Genomic DNA, 14,544 nt, shown 5'->3' on the forward strand with positions numbered 1-14,544 from the left:
GAATGGTTCACGCTCGCGCGGATTCCCCGTCGAACGTACTGTGCGGGCCTGCTCCCTGATACCCCACCGTTACCCCTACGTGCGGCTCCCGGCCGGGCGGCTAAGGGTGTGTTAGGGGTTGATCGGGCATCGGGGGCCGGGTAGCAAGAGATAGTCGCGGCGGATCGTCGCCGCGGGGTATTTCATCAGGGCGTTCAAGCGGGAGAAGAGGGCGAAAAGCCGATGGCTGAACAGGGCAATGGGCTGAGCATCAAGGCGGCGGTGGCCTGGTACCCGGCCGACAAGGAGACCGCGCCCGAGGGGTTCGGCCCGGAGGACATCGAGCGCATCGGGGTCACCGAGCTGGCCGTCTCGAACGAGCTGGCGGCGCCGGAGATGGCCGTGCTGGCCGCGCGCGAGGCGATCGCGGGCAGCGGGGTGGAGGCGGGCGCCATCGGCCACCTGCTGCACTCGAACCTCTACCACCAGGGCTTCGACGTCTGGTCGCCGGCCCACTACATCGCGCAGGAGTCGGGGGCCGTCGCGGGCCTGCCGATCAACGTGCAGCAGACCTGCAACGGCGCCGCCCTGGCGCTGCACCTCGCGGCCGTGCTGCTGAGCGCCACGCCGGACTCGGACGCGGCCCTCGTCACGGCGGCGGACCGGTTCTGCGGGCCCGGCTTCGACCGCTGGCGCAGCGACGACGAGGCCGTCTACGGGGACTCGGGCGTCGCGGTGGTGCTCGGGCGCAGCGGCGGGGGCAACGACCTGCTGGACCTGCTGGCGCTGGAGATGGGCGCGGACCCGGCGTTCGAGATCCAGATGCGCGGCGACGACGAGTTCGGCCCCGCCCCGCTCCACCACAGCACCCCGGTGGACCTGGTGCGCCCCAACAACGTCTTCCGGGCCTCGGGCCAGGCGGCGCAGCTCGGCAAGAGCGGGGTCGAGAAGCTGTTCGGCGCCGCGCAGCGGGCGATGGCCAAGGCCGGCGTGACGCCGGAGGACATCCGCTGCGTCACGATCCCGCGGCTCACCAGGCACATGCGCGAGAACGTGTTCAAGCCCGGCATCGACCTGCTCCTCGGCCGCCGGCCGCAGTACCTGGAGCACGACACCGGCTGCCTGGGCCCGGCGGAGTACCTGGCGGACCTGGCGGAGATCGCGGTGGCGCTGGAGCCCGGCGAGGTCGGCATGCTCGTCCAGGGCGGCGGTGGATTCACCTTCTCCTGCACGATCGTCCGGCGGTCGGCGAACTGAATCCGGCGTTCCGAAAAATGCTGATCGCCTCGGCGGGACCCTGTCCCGGTGGGGCGTTCTGCCATTTCCTTTTTCATTGTGAAGAATGCACGGGTCAATGTGCTGGATGAATCTTTCGGGGCGTATCCGCGCACTGTATCGTCGGAAGAGTCATTGAGGATCCGAGCGTCGAACCTGTCTTGGGGAGATGGACTGTGCCGGGCCAGCCTGTAGTGGTGGAAGTACCCTGGGAAAGGGTCGCGAACTCCATCGAATTCATTCCCGCAGAATATTCCGAGCGGATTCAGCCGGAATCGGTGGCGCAGGAGATGCTGCGCTGCGGGCCTGCGGAGATCGACCGGCTCGTCGCCGCGGGCCTTCCCTTCGAGGAGCGGGACGGCGTTCGCTGCTTCGACCCGAACGACCTCTACAACCTCGGGATGTACTCCGGCACCGGGCAGACGCAGCCGGAGCTCGCGTTCCGGATGCTGTTCCGGTTCGCGAGCCGGCCGGTGGACGCCCTGCTGCACGACAAGACCTGGGAGTTCCAGGTCCGGCTGGAGTGCCCGGACTGCGAGGGCGAGGCGCCCTGGCGCCTGGAGGAGCCGGACATCGCCCGCTTCGGCGGCAGCGTCGCCGACGTGACGCGGCCGGAGCCGGGGGCGGGGGCGGCCACCTGGACGGCCACGGTCACCACCACGGGTGCGCACACCCCGGTGGTCTCCCCGGTCCTGCGGGAGCTGACCGCCGACTACCTGGCGGCCGGCTACCGCTGGCAGATGATCCCGGTGCCGATGCAGGCCGACTACCGGCTGGTGCACCAGCTGGGCGCGACCAGCTGCATCGCGGCCAGCCTGCTGCTGGCCGAGCGGTTCCGGGAGGCCGGCTACCGGGCCGAGGCCAGGCGGGGCTGGTTCTGCGGGGTGCTCGGCGGCGCCCTCGACCTGCCGCACGCCAGCGTCGAGCTTGAGGACGACGACGGCCGGGTCAAGACCATCGACATCGCGAAGTCGCAGCTGGCCGCCCGGCTCCCGGGGAACACCGGCGGGTTCCGGGAGCTGTGCCTCGGGTCGATCTACAACAAAGTCATTCCGTCCACGGCGCAGGGCAACGCCCCCCTGGGCCATCACGAGTGCGGCTCGCGGACGCCGCTCCACGTGCGCGCGGACATCCGATCGGTGCGTTGAGGAGACGACTGCACATGGCGATACGTGACATCGAGCCGGTCGTACTGGACCTGGACCGGCTGGAGCAGATGGCCGAGTCCGGCTACTACAACCCCTACACGATCTTCGAGTGGCCGGACGCGATCGAGTCCGACATGCCGTGGATGAGCGAGAGCCTGACCACGCTCGCCGGCACGGAGATGTGGGACGAGCTGACCCGCGAACAGCAGCTCGCGCTCACCAGGTTCGAGGCGGTCAACTTCTTCAGCCTCAACATCCACGGCATCCGTGAGCTGTTGAGCGAGGTGGTGATGCGCATCCACGAGCGCACCTACGCCGGCGTCTCCGAGTTCCTCCACCACTTCATCGGCGAAGAGAACGAGCACATGTGGTTCTTCGCCCAGTTCTGCCTGCGCTACGGCGGCAAGCTGTACCCGGCGCAGCCGAAGCTGCAGGCCGACTCGGTGGACCACCTCTCGCCGCTCGCCCGGGAACTCGTCGTGTTCGCGAGGGTCCTGATCTTCGAGGAGATCGTCGACCACTTCAACGCCCACATGGCGACCGACATGACGCTGCCGCACATCGCCCGCGAGGTGAACCGGGTCCACCACCAGGACGAGAGCCGTCACGTCGCCTTCGGCCGGATGATGTTCACCAATCTGCTGGAGCAGGTGAAGCGGAACGACCCCGACGAGGTCCCGCTGATCGCCGAGTACCTGGAGGGCTACCTCCAGTACAGCATCGCCACCCTCTACAACCCCGCCGCCTACCGCGACGCCGGCATCCCGGACGCGCTGGGGCTGCGTCGCCGCGCCCTGGAGCACCCCGCCCGCCAGGAAGCGCACGAGCGGATTCTCAAGCGGACCCGCAAGTTCCTGGCGAAGTCGGGCGTGAGCCTCAAGGAGCCCGTCGAATGAGTGCCGAAGCCATGAAGGGCGTGCACGAGTTCATTCTGGTCCGCAACCCCGGGCTCGAAAAGCTGGACGGGGACCTGGACCTGATCGACAGCCGGGCGATCAACTCGCTCGCCTTCGTCGAGTTCATCTTCCTGCTGGAGGAGCTGACCGGCGAGCAGATCGACCCCGAGGACGTCGACCTGGACGACTTCCGCACCCTCGACGCGATCGAAGCGCGATTCTTCAGCCGGAAGGCGGCCTGATGACCACGGTATCCGACAACGGCCTGGGCGTTCTCGACGCGGGCCAGCTGCGCCTGCTGCGGGCGCTGGACGCGGCGTTCCTGCGCCTGGCCGACGGCTGGCAGGCGCCGGAGTTCCGGTTCCCGTTCCTGATCCGCACCCAGGACCTGGACCGTTTCGACTACTTCGACAACTTCCCGCACCTGGGCCTGGCCGCCACCCGGCTCGACCCGGCGCGGCTCGGCAAGCTGCTGACCGAGGCCGAGCGGCCGCTGGACCGCGTCCCGCCCGGGATCATGGAGCCGACCGCGTTCGCGCTGCCGTCCGCGGCCTGCTACGCCATCTACCTGGACCTGGCCGGCCGCACGCTGCCCGACGCCGGGGTGCTGCGCACCACCGTCGCCACCTGCTTCCGCAACGAGGACCACTACGACGGCCTGCAGCGGCTGCTCGGCTTCTCCATGCGCGAGATCGTCTTCATCGGCCCGGAGGACGGCGCCAAGGAGCACCTGCGCCGGGCCAAGGAGACCGTGCTGGCGCTGCTGGACCGGCTCGGCCTGGACGTCCGGGTCGAGGTGGCCACCGACCCGTTCTTCGACAAGAACAGCGGCAAGGCCAAGATGCAGCGGCTCTTCCCGGTCAAGGAGGAGTTCGTCGTCAACGGCCTGGCGATCGGCTCGGTCAACTACCACCGCAACTTCTTCGGCGAGCGGTGCTCCATCCAGGCGGGCGACGACACGGCGCACACCAGCTGCCTCGCCTTCGGGCTGGAGCGCTGGGTGCACACCCTGACCCAGCGCTTCGGCGACACCGCCGCCGCGCTGGCCGCCGTGGAGAGCCTCGGCTGATGCGCGTCACGTTGGCCCAGAAGCTCGGGATCCGGGTGAGCCTGCTGCAGTCGGGGATGGGCGGCGTCGCGGGCCCGGACCTGGCCTGCGCGGTGTCCGAGGCCGGCGCGGCGGGCTGCGCGGGCGGCTACAAGCTGGTCGGCGAGGCGCTGTCGGCGATGCTCGGGCGGCTGGTCGCGGGGACCGGCCTCCCGGTCGGGGTGAACCTGATCGAGGAGGTCGTCGGCCCGCGGACGCTCGTCGAGCAGGTCGAGCAGGTGCTCGACGAGACGCCGCAGACCGTGTACCTCTCGCTCTTCGGCCCGGCCGAGGACGCCGTGCTGAAGCGGATCACCGACGCGGGGCGCCGACTCGTCGTCCAGGTCGGGACGGTGGAGGAGGGGGTGCGCGCGGCCGGGTACGGCGCGGTCGTCGTGGTGCAGGGCACCGAGGCGGGCGGTCACCTCCTCGGCACGGCGCACCGGGACGCCCTGGTCGGCGAGCTGCGCACGCGGCTGCCCGACGCCTGCCTCGTCGCGGCGGGCGGGATCGGCTCCCCGCGGGCGGCGGCCGAGGCGGTCGCCGCCGGAGCCGACGGCGTGCTGCTCGGCACCGCCTTCGTGGTCGCCCGCGAGTCGATGGCCCACCCGTACTTCAAGTCGGCGGTCTGCGCCTCCGCCGAGGACGACACGGTCATCACCGACGTGTACGAGATCGGGTGGCCGGGCCGGCGGCACCGCGTCCTCGCGACGGACGTCACCCGCGACCCGGACCAGCCCAAGAACTTCATCGGCCGCACCGTGGTGGAGGGCAAGCCCTACGTGGTGCCGCGGTTCAGCGCCGCGGTGCCGACCGTCGCCACCAGCGGCCGCATCGAGGAGATGGCGATGTACTGCGGCCTCTCCTGCGGCGACATCGCGCAGGAGGTCCCGGCCGCCGACATCGTCGCCGGATTCGCTCGCATGCTCCCGGGCCCCGGGGCCCTCGAAGCAGGGAAAGGATAGAACCATGCCAGGGTACGAGAACCTGTCCCGCCTGGACCTCACCTACCGCGAGGACGTTCCTCGGGTCCGGACGCGCGAGGGGGTGGAGATCTACTACGAGTCCCGCGGTGAGGGCACCCCGATCACCCTGCTCAACGCCTTCTTCCTGACCAGCCCCTCGTGGCGGGTCTTCACCGAGCAGCTGGAGAAGGACTACCGCCTCATCAGCTACGACCTGTGCAACCACGGCGCGTCCTCGCACGTCGCCGAGGAGCCCACCTGGGACGAGCACATGGCCGACCTGATCGGGCTGCTGGACGCGCTGGAGATCGAGTCGACGTACCTCGTCGGCGTGTCCACCTCCACCATCCTGGCGCGGGACATGGCGATCAAGCACCCGGACCGGATCAAGGGCATCGTGCTCGCGGGCCCGGTCTTCGGCCCCAAGGGCATGCGGCGCCAGCGCCAGATCCAGCGGGCGTGGCTGCGCACGCTGGAGACCCACGGCATCGCCGCGCTCTACGAGCACCTCTACCCGGAGGTCTTCAGCGCCGAGATGAACGAGTTCCTCGGCTCGCCGGGCTTCCTCGGCTTCCGCGAGGCCTTCTCGGCGCTCTCCACCGTCGAGGACCTCGGCAACGGCCTGCGCCGGTCCATGAAGGACGACCACAAGCCGGAGCTGCTCGCCGGCATCGAGGCGCCCGCGCTGGTCGTCGTCGGCGACGACGACTTCCTGCTCAGCCCCACCGGTGCCCGGCAGCTGGCCGAGCAGTTCCCGAACGGCCGCGCCGAGGTCATGCCCACCGCCGGCCACGTGCCGTACGTGGACGACGCCGAGACCTTCCAGGACCTGGTCCACGCCTTCATCCAGGGAGTGGACACGGATGCCTGAGCAGGCGGCCGAGGTGCGGCTGCGCATCAGGGAACTGCTCGTCGGACTGTTCACCGACGCGGGCTTCCTGGCGGCCGTTCCCGACTCCGCGTCGCTGCGCCAGGCGGGGGTCTCCTCCAACGCCCTGGTCAGCCTGCTGGTGGCGATGGAGGACGACTTCGGCTTCGAGTGGGACGACGACGTCCGCCCGGAGGTCCTGCGCTCCATCGACTCGCTCGCCGACCACGTGCTGGCGCTGCGGGTCTGAGACCGACGGTGGCCGCGTTGGACCTCCCGGCCGGAGTGCCCCCGGACCTCCGCGCCGCCTGGAGCCCGGTGCGGCCGCCGTACGGGCCGGCCGAGGAGTTCGCGGCCGGCCGTCGTGCCGCCTCGGCGGCGCTGGCCGCGGCCGGCGCCGCCGACCGGGTGGTGCCGCGGGATCCCGACGGACGGCCGCGCTTCCCGCGCGGATTCGCCGGCTCGATCTCGCACACCGCCCGGCTGGCGGTCGCGGTGGTCGCCCCCGGCGCCGCGGCGGTCGGCGTCGACATCGAGGACGCGGTCATCGGCCCCCGCGTCGCCCGTTTCGTGCTGCGCGCATCCGAGCGGCACGCTCTGCTCGCGCCGCGGGCGGAATTCACCTCACGCGAGCTCTTCGCCGCCAAGGAAGCCGCCTTCAAAGCGCTCCACGGCCCGGAGAACCAGAACGACCTGGTGTTCTGGCATGTCGGGCTCAGTCGGTCCGGCGACGCACTGGAAGCGTCCTTCCGCGGCGCGCGGGTGCCGGTCTGGGTCCGTTCCGGGCCGGAACTCTCCATCGCCGTGGCATTTCTGCATCACCCCAACGTACAGACCACAGATGAATTCTGAGAAGGAGTCGTCGTGTCGGACCCGAGGGACATAGCGGTCATCGGCATCGGGTGCCGATTTCCGGGCGGAGTGGATTCGCCGGAGGCATTGTGGGACCTGATCGAGCGCGGAGGCGACGCGATCACCGAGATCCCGGCCGACCGGTGGGACGCCGAGGAGTACTACGACCCCGAGCAGGGCGTGCCAGGCCGCTCGGTGTCCCGGTGGGGAGGCTTCCTCACCGACATCGCCGGATTCGACGCGAAGTTCTTCAAGCTCAGTGAGCGTGAGGCGCTGGCGACCGACCCGCAGCACCGGGTGCTGCTGGAGACCGCCTGGGAGGCGGTCGAGCACGCCGGCATTCAGCCGTCCGCGCTGGCGGGCACGCGCACCGGCGTCTTCGTCGGCATGGCCCACATCGACTACGCGCTCGCCAGCCACGGCCCCCAGGAGCAGGAGCAGGTCCACCCGTACGGGTTCACCGGCCCCGCCCTGAGCATGGGCTCCGGCCGGATCGCCTTCGCGCTGGACCTCGCCGGTCCGGCCCTGAGCATCGACACCGCCTGCTCCTCGGGCCTGATGTCGGTGCACCTCGCCGTCCAGAGCATCCGCAGCGGCGAGAGCGACATGGCGCTCGCCGGCGGCTGCATGCTCATGCTGGTCCCGGAGGCGGCGACCTCCGCGTCCGGTCTCGGCATGCTCTCGCCCACCGGCCGGTGCCGGCCGTTCGACCAGGGCGCGGACGGCTTCGTCCGCTCCGAGGGCTGCGGCATGGTGCTGCTCAAGCGCGCCAGCGACGCGGTGGCCGACGGCGACCGCATCCTCGCGATCATCAAGGGCGTCGCCTCCAACCAGGACGGCCGCACCGAGACGGTCACCATGCCCTCGGAGTCCGCCCAGGTGGCCGTCCACCGGGCGGCGCTCGCCGACGCGGGCGTCGCGGCCGAGAGCGTCGGCCTCATCCAGGCCCACGGCACCGGCACCCCGGTCGGCGACCCGATCGAGTTCCGCGCCCTCGCCGAGGTGTACGGCCGCGGCGACAGCGCGTGCGCCGTCAGCTCGGTGAAGTCCAACATCGGCCACACCGAGTCCGCGGCGGGCGCGGCGGGCCTGATCACCGCGGTCCTCGCGCTGCAGCACGGCGTGGTGCCGGGGACGCTGCACCTGAAGGAGCTCAACAAGGAGATCAGCCCGCTCGACACCCAGCTGTTCGTGCCGGCCGAGATGCAGTCCTGGCCGGTCGAGCAGGGCCCGCGCCGCGCGGCGGTCTCCTCCTTCGGCATGTCGGGCACCAACGCCCATGTGATCCTCGAAGAGGCGCCGGCCGTCGCCGGGGCGCCGGCCCCCGCGCAGGAGAACGGCCCGCGGCGGCGGCTCTTCCCGCTCTCGGCCACCTCCGCCGAGGAGCTCGCGCCGACCGCGGCGCGCATCGCGGACTGGCTGGACGCCCACGAGGAGACGGCGCTGGCCGACCTCGGCCGCACCCTCGCCCGCAGCCGCGAGCACCGCGGCGTGCGGACCGCCGTGATCGCCGCCGACCGCGCCGAGCTGATCGCCGGACTGCGCGGCATCGGCGAGCAGGTCGCCGAGCGGCCCCCGGCGCCGGTGGTCGGCGACGACTCGCGCGGCCCCGTCTGGCTCTTCTCCGGCCAGGGCTCCCAGTGGGCCGGCATGGGGGCCCAGCTCCTGGAGACGGAGCCGCAGTTCGCCGCGACGGTGGCCGAGGTCGAGCCGCTCGTCCAGCGGGAGTCCGGCTTCTCGGTGACCGAGGCGATGACCCGGCCCGAGACGGTGACCGGCATCGACCGCGTGCAGCCGACGCTGTTCGCCATGCAGGTTGCCCTCGCCGCGGCCTGGCGGGCGGCCGGCGTGCGCCCCGGCGCGGTCATCGGGCACTCGCTCGGCGAGGTCGCGGCGGCCGTCGTCGCCGGAGCGCTCTCCCTGGAGGACGGCGTCAAGGTGATCTGCCGCCGCTCCAAGCTGTGCGCCAGGCTCGCCGGCGCGGGCGCGATGGCCTCCATCGAGCTGCCCGCCGCCACCTTGGAGAAGGAACTCGCCGAGTTCGACGACGTCGTCGTCTCGGTCATCGCCTCGCCGGAGTCCACCGTCATCGGCGGCGCCACCGAGCGGGTGCGCGGCCTGGTCGCGGAGTACGAGCGCCGCGGCGTGCTCGCCCGCGAGGTGGCCGTCGACGTCGCCTCGCACTCCCCGCAGGTGGACCCGATCCTGGACGAGCTCGCCGAGGTGCTCGCCGACCTCGACCCCGCCACCGGGACGGTGCCGTTCTACGGGACCGCCCTGGACGACCCGCGGGCCCGGCCGTCCTTCGACGCCGAGTACTGGGTCAACAACCTCCGCCGCGCCGTCCGCTTCGGCAGCGCGGTCACCGCCGCGCTCGACGACGGCCACCGCGTGTTCCTGGAGCTCTCCCCGCACCCGCTGCTGACCCGCGCGGTGGACCAGTGCGCCCGCTCCGCCAGCCTGCCGGCCGCCGCCATCGCGAGCATGCGCCGCGGCCAGGAGACCCCGAACGGCCTGCTGAACGCCCTCGTCGAGGTGCACGCGGCGGGCGGCGGCGTCGACTTCGCCGCCCTCCACCCGGACGGCGCGCTGGTCGACGCCCCGCTGCCGACCTGGACCCGCCAGCACCTGCTGGTGCGCACCGGCCAGTCGCGGCCCGCCCACACCGTCAAGATCCACCCCCTGCTGGGCGTGCACGTCCGCCTCGACGAGGACGAGGAGCGCCACGCCTGGCAGTCCGACGTCGGCACCGCGGTGCTGCCCTGGATGACCGACCACCGGGTCCGGGACGTCGCCGCCTACCCGGGCGCGGGGCACTGCGAGTCCGCGCTCAGCGCCGCCGCCGAGGCCTTCGGCCCCGGCGCCGAGGTCCACGGCCTCGCCTTCGAGCGCATGCTGCTGCTCAGCGGCCACACCGAGGTCACCACGACCGCGGCGGTGGAGATCCCCGGGCGGGCGCAGTGGGAGGCGTCCATCACCGAGAACGACGAGCGCTCCCGCCTCGCCTCGGCCACCCTGCACAGCGCGCCGGCGGACCGGGCCGAGCCCGTCCCGCTGGACATCGACCTGCTGCTGGAGGAGCACACCGAGCGGGTCTCCGGCGACGAGCTGCGCAGCACCCTGACCGAGCGCGGCATCCAGTACGGCCCCGCGTTCCAGGGCGCCGTCGCCGCCCACCGGCGCTCGGCGCCGGACGGCGGCCAGACGGTGCTCGCCGAGGTCGCCCTCCCCTCGCAGCTGCGCAGCTCGCAGGACGGCTTCCTCGTCCACCCGGCCCTGCTGGACGCCTGCTTCCAGTGCGTCGCCGCGCTGCCCGCCGTCTCCGGCGAGGGCGGGGGCGGCCTGCTGCTCCCGCTGGAGGTCCAGCGGCTCCAGGTGTGGGCGCCCGCCGGCACCGCCGGGTACTGCTTCGTCCGGCTGCGCTCCAGCGACAGCAACCGGGTGATCGCCGACCTGCAGCTGACCGACAAGTACGGCTCGGTGCTGCTGACCGTCGACGGCCTGGTCATGGGCACCAGCGCCGGGGACGAGGAGAACGCCGGCCAGCTGCTCAACGAGCGCCTGCTCACCATCGGCTGGCAGCAGGCGGAGCTGTCGGACGCCCCGGCGAAGGCCGCCGCCGCGCCGTGGCTGATCCTGGCCCCGGCCGGGAGCGCGTCCGAGGAGCTCGCGGAGGCGCTGCGCGACCAGGGCGGCACGTGCGTGGTCCGGCCGTGGCCGGCCGCCGGCACCAGGCCCACGGTGTCCGACACGACCTGGCACGGCGTCGTGCTGCTCTGCCCGCCGCCGTCCGGCCTCGCCGGTGCGGACGCCATCGCCCGCGGCCGCGAGCTGATCGGCTCGGTCGTCGAGGTGGCGCAGGAGCTGGCCGCCGGCGACGGCGCCCCGCCCCGGCTGTACGGCATCACCCAGGGCGCGCAGCCGGTGCTGCCGGGCGACCGGGTCAACCTCGAACACGCCGGGATCCGCGGCCTGCTGCGGGTCATCGGCGCCGAGTTCACCGATCTGCGGGTCACCCAGATCGACATCGACGCCGATCCCGACCGGGGTGCGGTGGCGAAGAGCCTGGCGGCGGAGCTCACCTCGGACACGCCCGAGGACGAGACCGCCTGGCGCGCCGGCCGCTGGTACACCGCGCGGCTCCAGCACACGCCGCTCGCCGCCGACGAACGCCGCACGGCCGCGGTCGGCCGCGAGGACGACGGCGTGCGGATGGAGATCCGCCGGCCCGGCGACCTGGACACGCTGGAACTGACGCTGGTCGGCCGCCGCGCGCCCGGCGCGGGCCAGATCGAGATCGAGATCGGCGCCGCGAGCGTCAACTTCCACGACGTCCTGTTCGCCCACGGCAACTACTTCGCCTTCGAGGGGGTGACGCCGGCGCTCGGCGTCGACTGCGCGGGCACCGTCGTGCGGGTCGGCGAGGGCGTCACCGAGTTCCGGGCCGGCGACCGGGTGATGACCGGCGCCGCCACCGAGGGCGCCTGGGGAACCCACGCCACCCTCGACGCGGCGCTGGCGGCACCGCTGCCGGCCGGCCTGAGCGTCGAGGAGGGCGCGGCCGTCCCCGCCGTCTACGCCACCGTCTGGTACGGGCTGATGGACCTGGCCCGGCTGCGCGCCGGCGAGCGGGTGCTGATCCACTCGGCCACCGGCGGCACGGGGCAGGCGGCCATGGCGGTCGCCCGCCACGTCGGGGCGGAGATCTACGCGACGGCCGGCAGCGAGGAGCGCCGGGAGTGGCTGCGCGCCCAGGGCGTCCAGCACGTCTACGACTCCCGCAGCCTGGAGTTCGCCGAGCAGATCCGCGAGGACACCGGCGGCGCCGGCGTCGACGTGGTGCTCAACTCGCTGACCGGGGCCGCGCAGCGCGCCAGCCTCGACCTGCTCGCCTTCGGCGGCCGCTTCGTCGAGATCGGCAAGCGGGACATCTACCGCGACGGGAAGCTCGGCCTGGCGCCCTTCCGCCGCAACCTGGCCTTCTTCAGCGTCGACCTCGAACTGATGGCCGTCGCCGACCCGGCCCGGCTCGGCCGCCTGCTGAGGGAGGTCTCCGACCGGATGGCGGCCGGGGAGCTCGCGCCGCCGATGGCGACCGCGTTCCCGCTGGCCGACGCGGCGACCGCGATCCGGCAGATGGCCTCCGCCCAGCACATGGGCAAGCTCGTGCTCACCACGGCGGTGGAGCCGGGCACGGCGGCGGTGCTCCCGCCGGAGCGGGTCCCGGTGTTCCGCGCCGACGGCGCGTACATCATCACCGGCGGCCTGGGCGGCCTCGGCCTGCGCCTGGCCCGCCACCTCGCCGCGGCCGGCGCAGGCCGGCTGGTGCTCAACGCCCGGTCCGCGCCCGACGAGCCGGCGCTCCGCGAGATCCGGGCGATGCGCGAGGCCGGCACCGAGGTGCACGTCGAGCGCGGGGACATCGCGGACCCCGGGACCGCCGAACGGCTGGCGGCCGCGGCCCGGGCCACCGGGCTGGCGGTGCGCGGCGTCCTGCACGCCGCGGCCGTGGTCGAGGACGCGACCGTCCCGAGCATCACGCCCGAACTGCTCGACCGGGACTGGGCGCCGAAGACCTACGGCGCCTGGTACCTGCACCAGGCCACCGCCGAGGACGACCTGGACTGGTTCTGCACCTTCTCGTCGGCCGCCGCGCTGCTGGGCTCGCCCGGCCAGGGCGCCTACGCCGCCGCCAACAGCTGGCTCGACGGCTTCGCTGCCTGGCGCCACGCCAAGGGCCTGCCGGCGACCACGATCGCCTGGGGCGCCTGGGGCGAGATCGGCCGGGGCGCCGTCCTCGCCGAGGCCGGGGACACCACCATGATCACCCCGGAGGAGGGGACCCACGCCTTCGACGCCCTCCTGCGCCACACCCGCGTCCACACCGGCTACCTCCCGCTCGCCCGGGCGCCGTGGCTGACCGCGCTCGCCAAGCGCAGCCCGTTCGCCGAGGCGTTCCAGGACAACCGCGGCGACCAGGCGCAGTCCTCGGAACTGCGGCTGGAGTTCGAGGCGCTCCCGGCGGAGGAGCGGCTCGGCTGGCTGCGCCGCTTCGTCGCGGGCGAGGCCGCGGCGATCGTCCGGGGCTCCGTCGACCCGAGCCGGCCGTTCAACGACTACGGCCTGGACTCGCTCGGCAACCTGGAGCTGCGCACCCGGATCGAGACCAACCTCGGCATCCGCATCGCCCCCAAGGCGGTGGCCGAGAACAACTCGGCCCAGGCGCTGGCCCAGCACCTGGCGGACCTCATCGGCACCACGCCGGCCGGCAGCTGAGCCGCCGTCCCCGTCGGCGCAACCCCTGGGGGAAGCATGACCGCGATCGTCCTGTCCGGTGCGACCGGATCACTCGGCGGCCACCTGGCCGCAGCCCTGCTCGAACTGCCCCACTCCGTCATCCACTGCCTGGTCCGGGCCAAGGACCCCGCGGCCGCCGACCGGCGGCTGCGGGACCGGATGGCGGAGGTCGGCACCGACGACCCGGCCCGGCTGGTCGCCGTGCCGGCCAACCTGGAGGCCCCCCGGCTGGGCCTGGCGCCGCAGGCCTGGAGCCGGCTGACCGACGAGGTCACCGAGGTGTTCCACTGCGCCGCCTCGGTCCACCTCACCGCGCCGTACCAGCAGCTCGCGCCCGCCAACGTCGGCGGCACCCGGGAGCTGCTGGAGCTGGCCACGGCCATCGGCGAACGCCGGGGCACCGGGGTCCGGTTCCACTACGTCTCGACGCTCGCGGTCTTCCTCGACGCGATCCGCGCCGGGATCGACGTGGTGGACGAGTCCACCCGGCCGTCCATGGACACCGCGGGGGAGCTCGGCTACCCGCGCTCCAAGGTCGCCGCCGAACGCGCGGTGCGCCGTGCCGCCGACCACGGGGTCGTCGGCACGATCTACCGCCCCGGGCTGGTCACCGGACACTCGGTGACCGGCGACACCTCCACCTCGGACCTGCTGATGCCGGTGCTGCGCGCCGCCGTGGCGATCGGCTGTGCGCCGGACGCCGCGGAGGCCGTGCCCGGGGAGGCGGTCGACCTCGTCGCGCGCCACCTCACCCGGCTGTCCGTCGACGCGCGCGGGGGCGAGGCCTACCACCTGGTCAGGCCCCGGCCGGTGTCGCTGATGCACGGGATCGACGCGCTGCGCCGGGCCGGGTACCGGCTGGAGGAGGTGCCGCGCGACACGTGGTGGGAACGCGCGGCGCAGCGCCGCGAGGACCCCGAGGTCGCCCCGCTGATCCACCTGGGGGCGATCGGCCGCCGGATGCTGGGCCTGGAGCCGGCGTACCCGCCGCCGCCGGTCCACAGCGACCGCACCTACGACACCCTGCGCCGCTCGTTCCCGGAGCCGGTGGCGCTCGACGAGTCCTTCTTCGACCGGCTGGTCGCCACCGGACTCAGCCGGTTCGCCCCGCTGCCGCAGGCGCAGGGGGTCTGAGCCGGTCCCGGTGAGGGCCCTTCCGGCGTTCCCGGGCCGGTGC

General features: G+C 73.1%; 11 protein-coding genes. All 11 read left to right on the top strand.

The features are described 5' to 3' along the window. Positions 1-222: 222 nt before the first annotated feature. The gene (locus ACF1AK_RS26120; RefSeq protein WP_391501255.1) at positions 223-1,236 is read left to right on the top strand and encodes a hypothetical protein; all 1,014 of its coding nucleotides are present in this window, start codon (positions 223-225) and stop codon (positions 1,234-1,236) included. 296 nt (positions 1,237-1,532) lie between these two features. Beyond that, the gene (locus ACF1AK_RS26125) at positions 1,533-2,402 is read left to right on the top strand and encodes a hypothetical protein (protein ID WP_391501256.1); all 870 of its coding nucleotides are present in this window, start codon (positions 1,533-1,535) and stop codon (positions 2,400-2,402) included. A gap of 14 nt (positions 2,403-2,416) precedes the next feature. After that, positions 2,417-3,298: a diiron oxygenase gene (locus tag ACF1AK_RS26130; protein WP_391501257.1), complete on the top strand. Its 882-nt coding sequence runs from the start codon at positions 2,417-2,419 to the stop codon at positions 3,296-3,298. After that, on the top strand, positions 3,295-3,540 hold the full coding sequence (locus ACF1AK_RS26135) for an acyl carrier protein (RefSeq protein WP_380287836.1): 246 nt from the start codon (positions 3,295-3,297) through the stop codon (positions 3,538-3,540). Before ACF1AK_RS26130 ends, ACF1AK_RS26135 begins: the two co-directional genes overlap by 4 nt. Further along, positions 3,540-4,367: a hypothetical protein gene (locus tag ACF1AK_RS26140; RefSeq protein WP_391501258.1), complete on the top strand. Its 828-nt coding sequence runs from the start codon at positions 3,540-3,542 to the stop codon at positions 4,365-4,367. Before ACF1AK_RS26135 ends, ACF1AK_RS26140 begins: the two co-directional genes overlap by 1 nt. Next, the gene (locus tag ACF1AK_RS26145) at positions 4,367-5,350 is read left to right on the top strand and encodes an NAD(P)H-dependent flavin oxidoreductase (protein WP_391501259.1); all 984 of its coding nucleotides are present in this window, start codon (positions 4,367-4,369) and stop codon (positions 5,348-5,350) included. Before ACF1AK_RS26140 ends, ACF1AK_RS26145 begins: the two co-directional genes overlap by 1 nt. Positions 5,351-5,354: 4 nt before the next feature. Continuing rightward, on the top strand, positions 5,355-6,221 hold the full coding sequence (locus ACF1AK_RS26150) for an alpha/beta fold hydrolase (RefSeq protein ID WP_391501260.1): 867 nt from the start codon (positions 5,355-5,357) through the stop codon (positions 6,219-6,221). Continuing rightward, positions 6,214-6,468 carry a hypothetical protein gene (locus ACF1AK_RS26155; RefSeq protein WP_380287828.1) on the top strand — a complete coding sequence of 85 codons (255 nt, stop codon included), beginning with the start codon at positions 6,214-6,216 and terminating at the stop codon, positions 6,466-6,468. The genes ACF1AK_RS26150 and ACF1AK_RS26155 overlap by 8 nt, the downstream gene beginning before the upstream one ends. Positions 6,469-6,485: 17 nt before the next feature. Next, positions 6,486-7,070 (top strand): 4'-phosphopantetheinyl transferase superfamily protein, encoded by a 585-nt coding sequence (locus ACF1AK_RS26160; RefSeq protein ID WP_391501261.1) that lies wholly within the window; start codon positions 6,486-6,488, stop codon positions 7,068-7,070. 12 nt (positions 7,071-7,082) lie between these two features. Next, positions 7,083-13,346 (top strand): SDR family NAD(P)-dependent oxidoreductase, encoded by a 6,264-nt coding sequence (locus tag ACF1AK_RS26165; protein ID WP_391501262.1) that lies wholly within the window; start codon positions 7,083-7,085, stop codon positions 13,344-13,346. Between the two features lie 36 nt (positions 13,347-13,382). Beyond that, the gene (locus ACF1AK_RS26170; protein WP_391501263.1) at positions 13,383-14,501 is read left to right on the top strand and encodes a thioester reductase domain-containing protein; all 1,119 of its coding nucleotides are present in this window, start codon (positions 13,383-13,385) and stop codon (positions 14,499-14,501) included. Positions 14,502-14,544 lie beyond the last annotated feature (43 nt).

It is taken from the genome of Kitasatospora sp. NPDC015120 (assembly GCF_043080305.1).
Taxonomy (GTDB): Bacteria; Actinomycetota; Actinomycetes; order Streptomycetales; family Streptomycetaceae; genus Kitasatospora.

What these genes read in the sequence shown, in the direction of transcription:
- ACF1AK_RS26140 (WP_391501258.1), top strand. Translation starts at nt 3,540, where the DNA reads ATGACCACGGTATCCGACAACGGCCTGGGCGTTCTCGACGCGGGCCAG.
- ACF1AK_RS26155 (WP_380287828.1), top strand. Translation starts at nt 6,214, where the DNA reads ATGCCTGAGCAGGCGGCCGAGGTGCGGCTGCGCATCAGGGAACTGCTC.
- ACF1AK_RS26170 (WP_391501263.1), top strand. Translation starts at nt 13,383, where the DNA reads ATGACCGCGATCGTCCTGTCCGGTGCGACCGGATCACTCGGCGGCCAC.
- ACF1AK_RS26120 (WP_391501255.1), top strand. Translation starts at nt 223, where the DNA reads ATGGCTGAACAGGGCAATGGGCTGAGCATCAAGGCGGCGGTGGCCTGG.
- ACF1AK_RS26130 (WP_391501257.1), top strand. Translation starts at nt 2,417, where the DNA reads ATGGCGATACGTGACATCGAGCCGGTCGTACTGGACCTGGACCGGCTG.
- ACF1AK_RS26135 (WP_380287836.1), top strand. Translation starts at nt 3,295, where the DNA reads ATGAGTGCCGAAGCCATGAAGGGCGTGCACGAGTTCATTCTGGTCCGC.
- ACF1AK_RS26150 (WP_391501260.1), top strand. Translation starts at nt 5,355, where the DNA reads ATGCCAGGGTACGAGAACCTGTCCCGCCTGGACCTCACCTACCGCGAG.
- ACF1AK_RS26145 (WP_391501259.1), top strand. Translation starts at nt 4,367, where the DNA reads ATGCGCGTCACGTTGGCCCAGAAGCTCGGGATCCGGGTGAGCCTGCTG.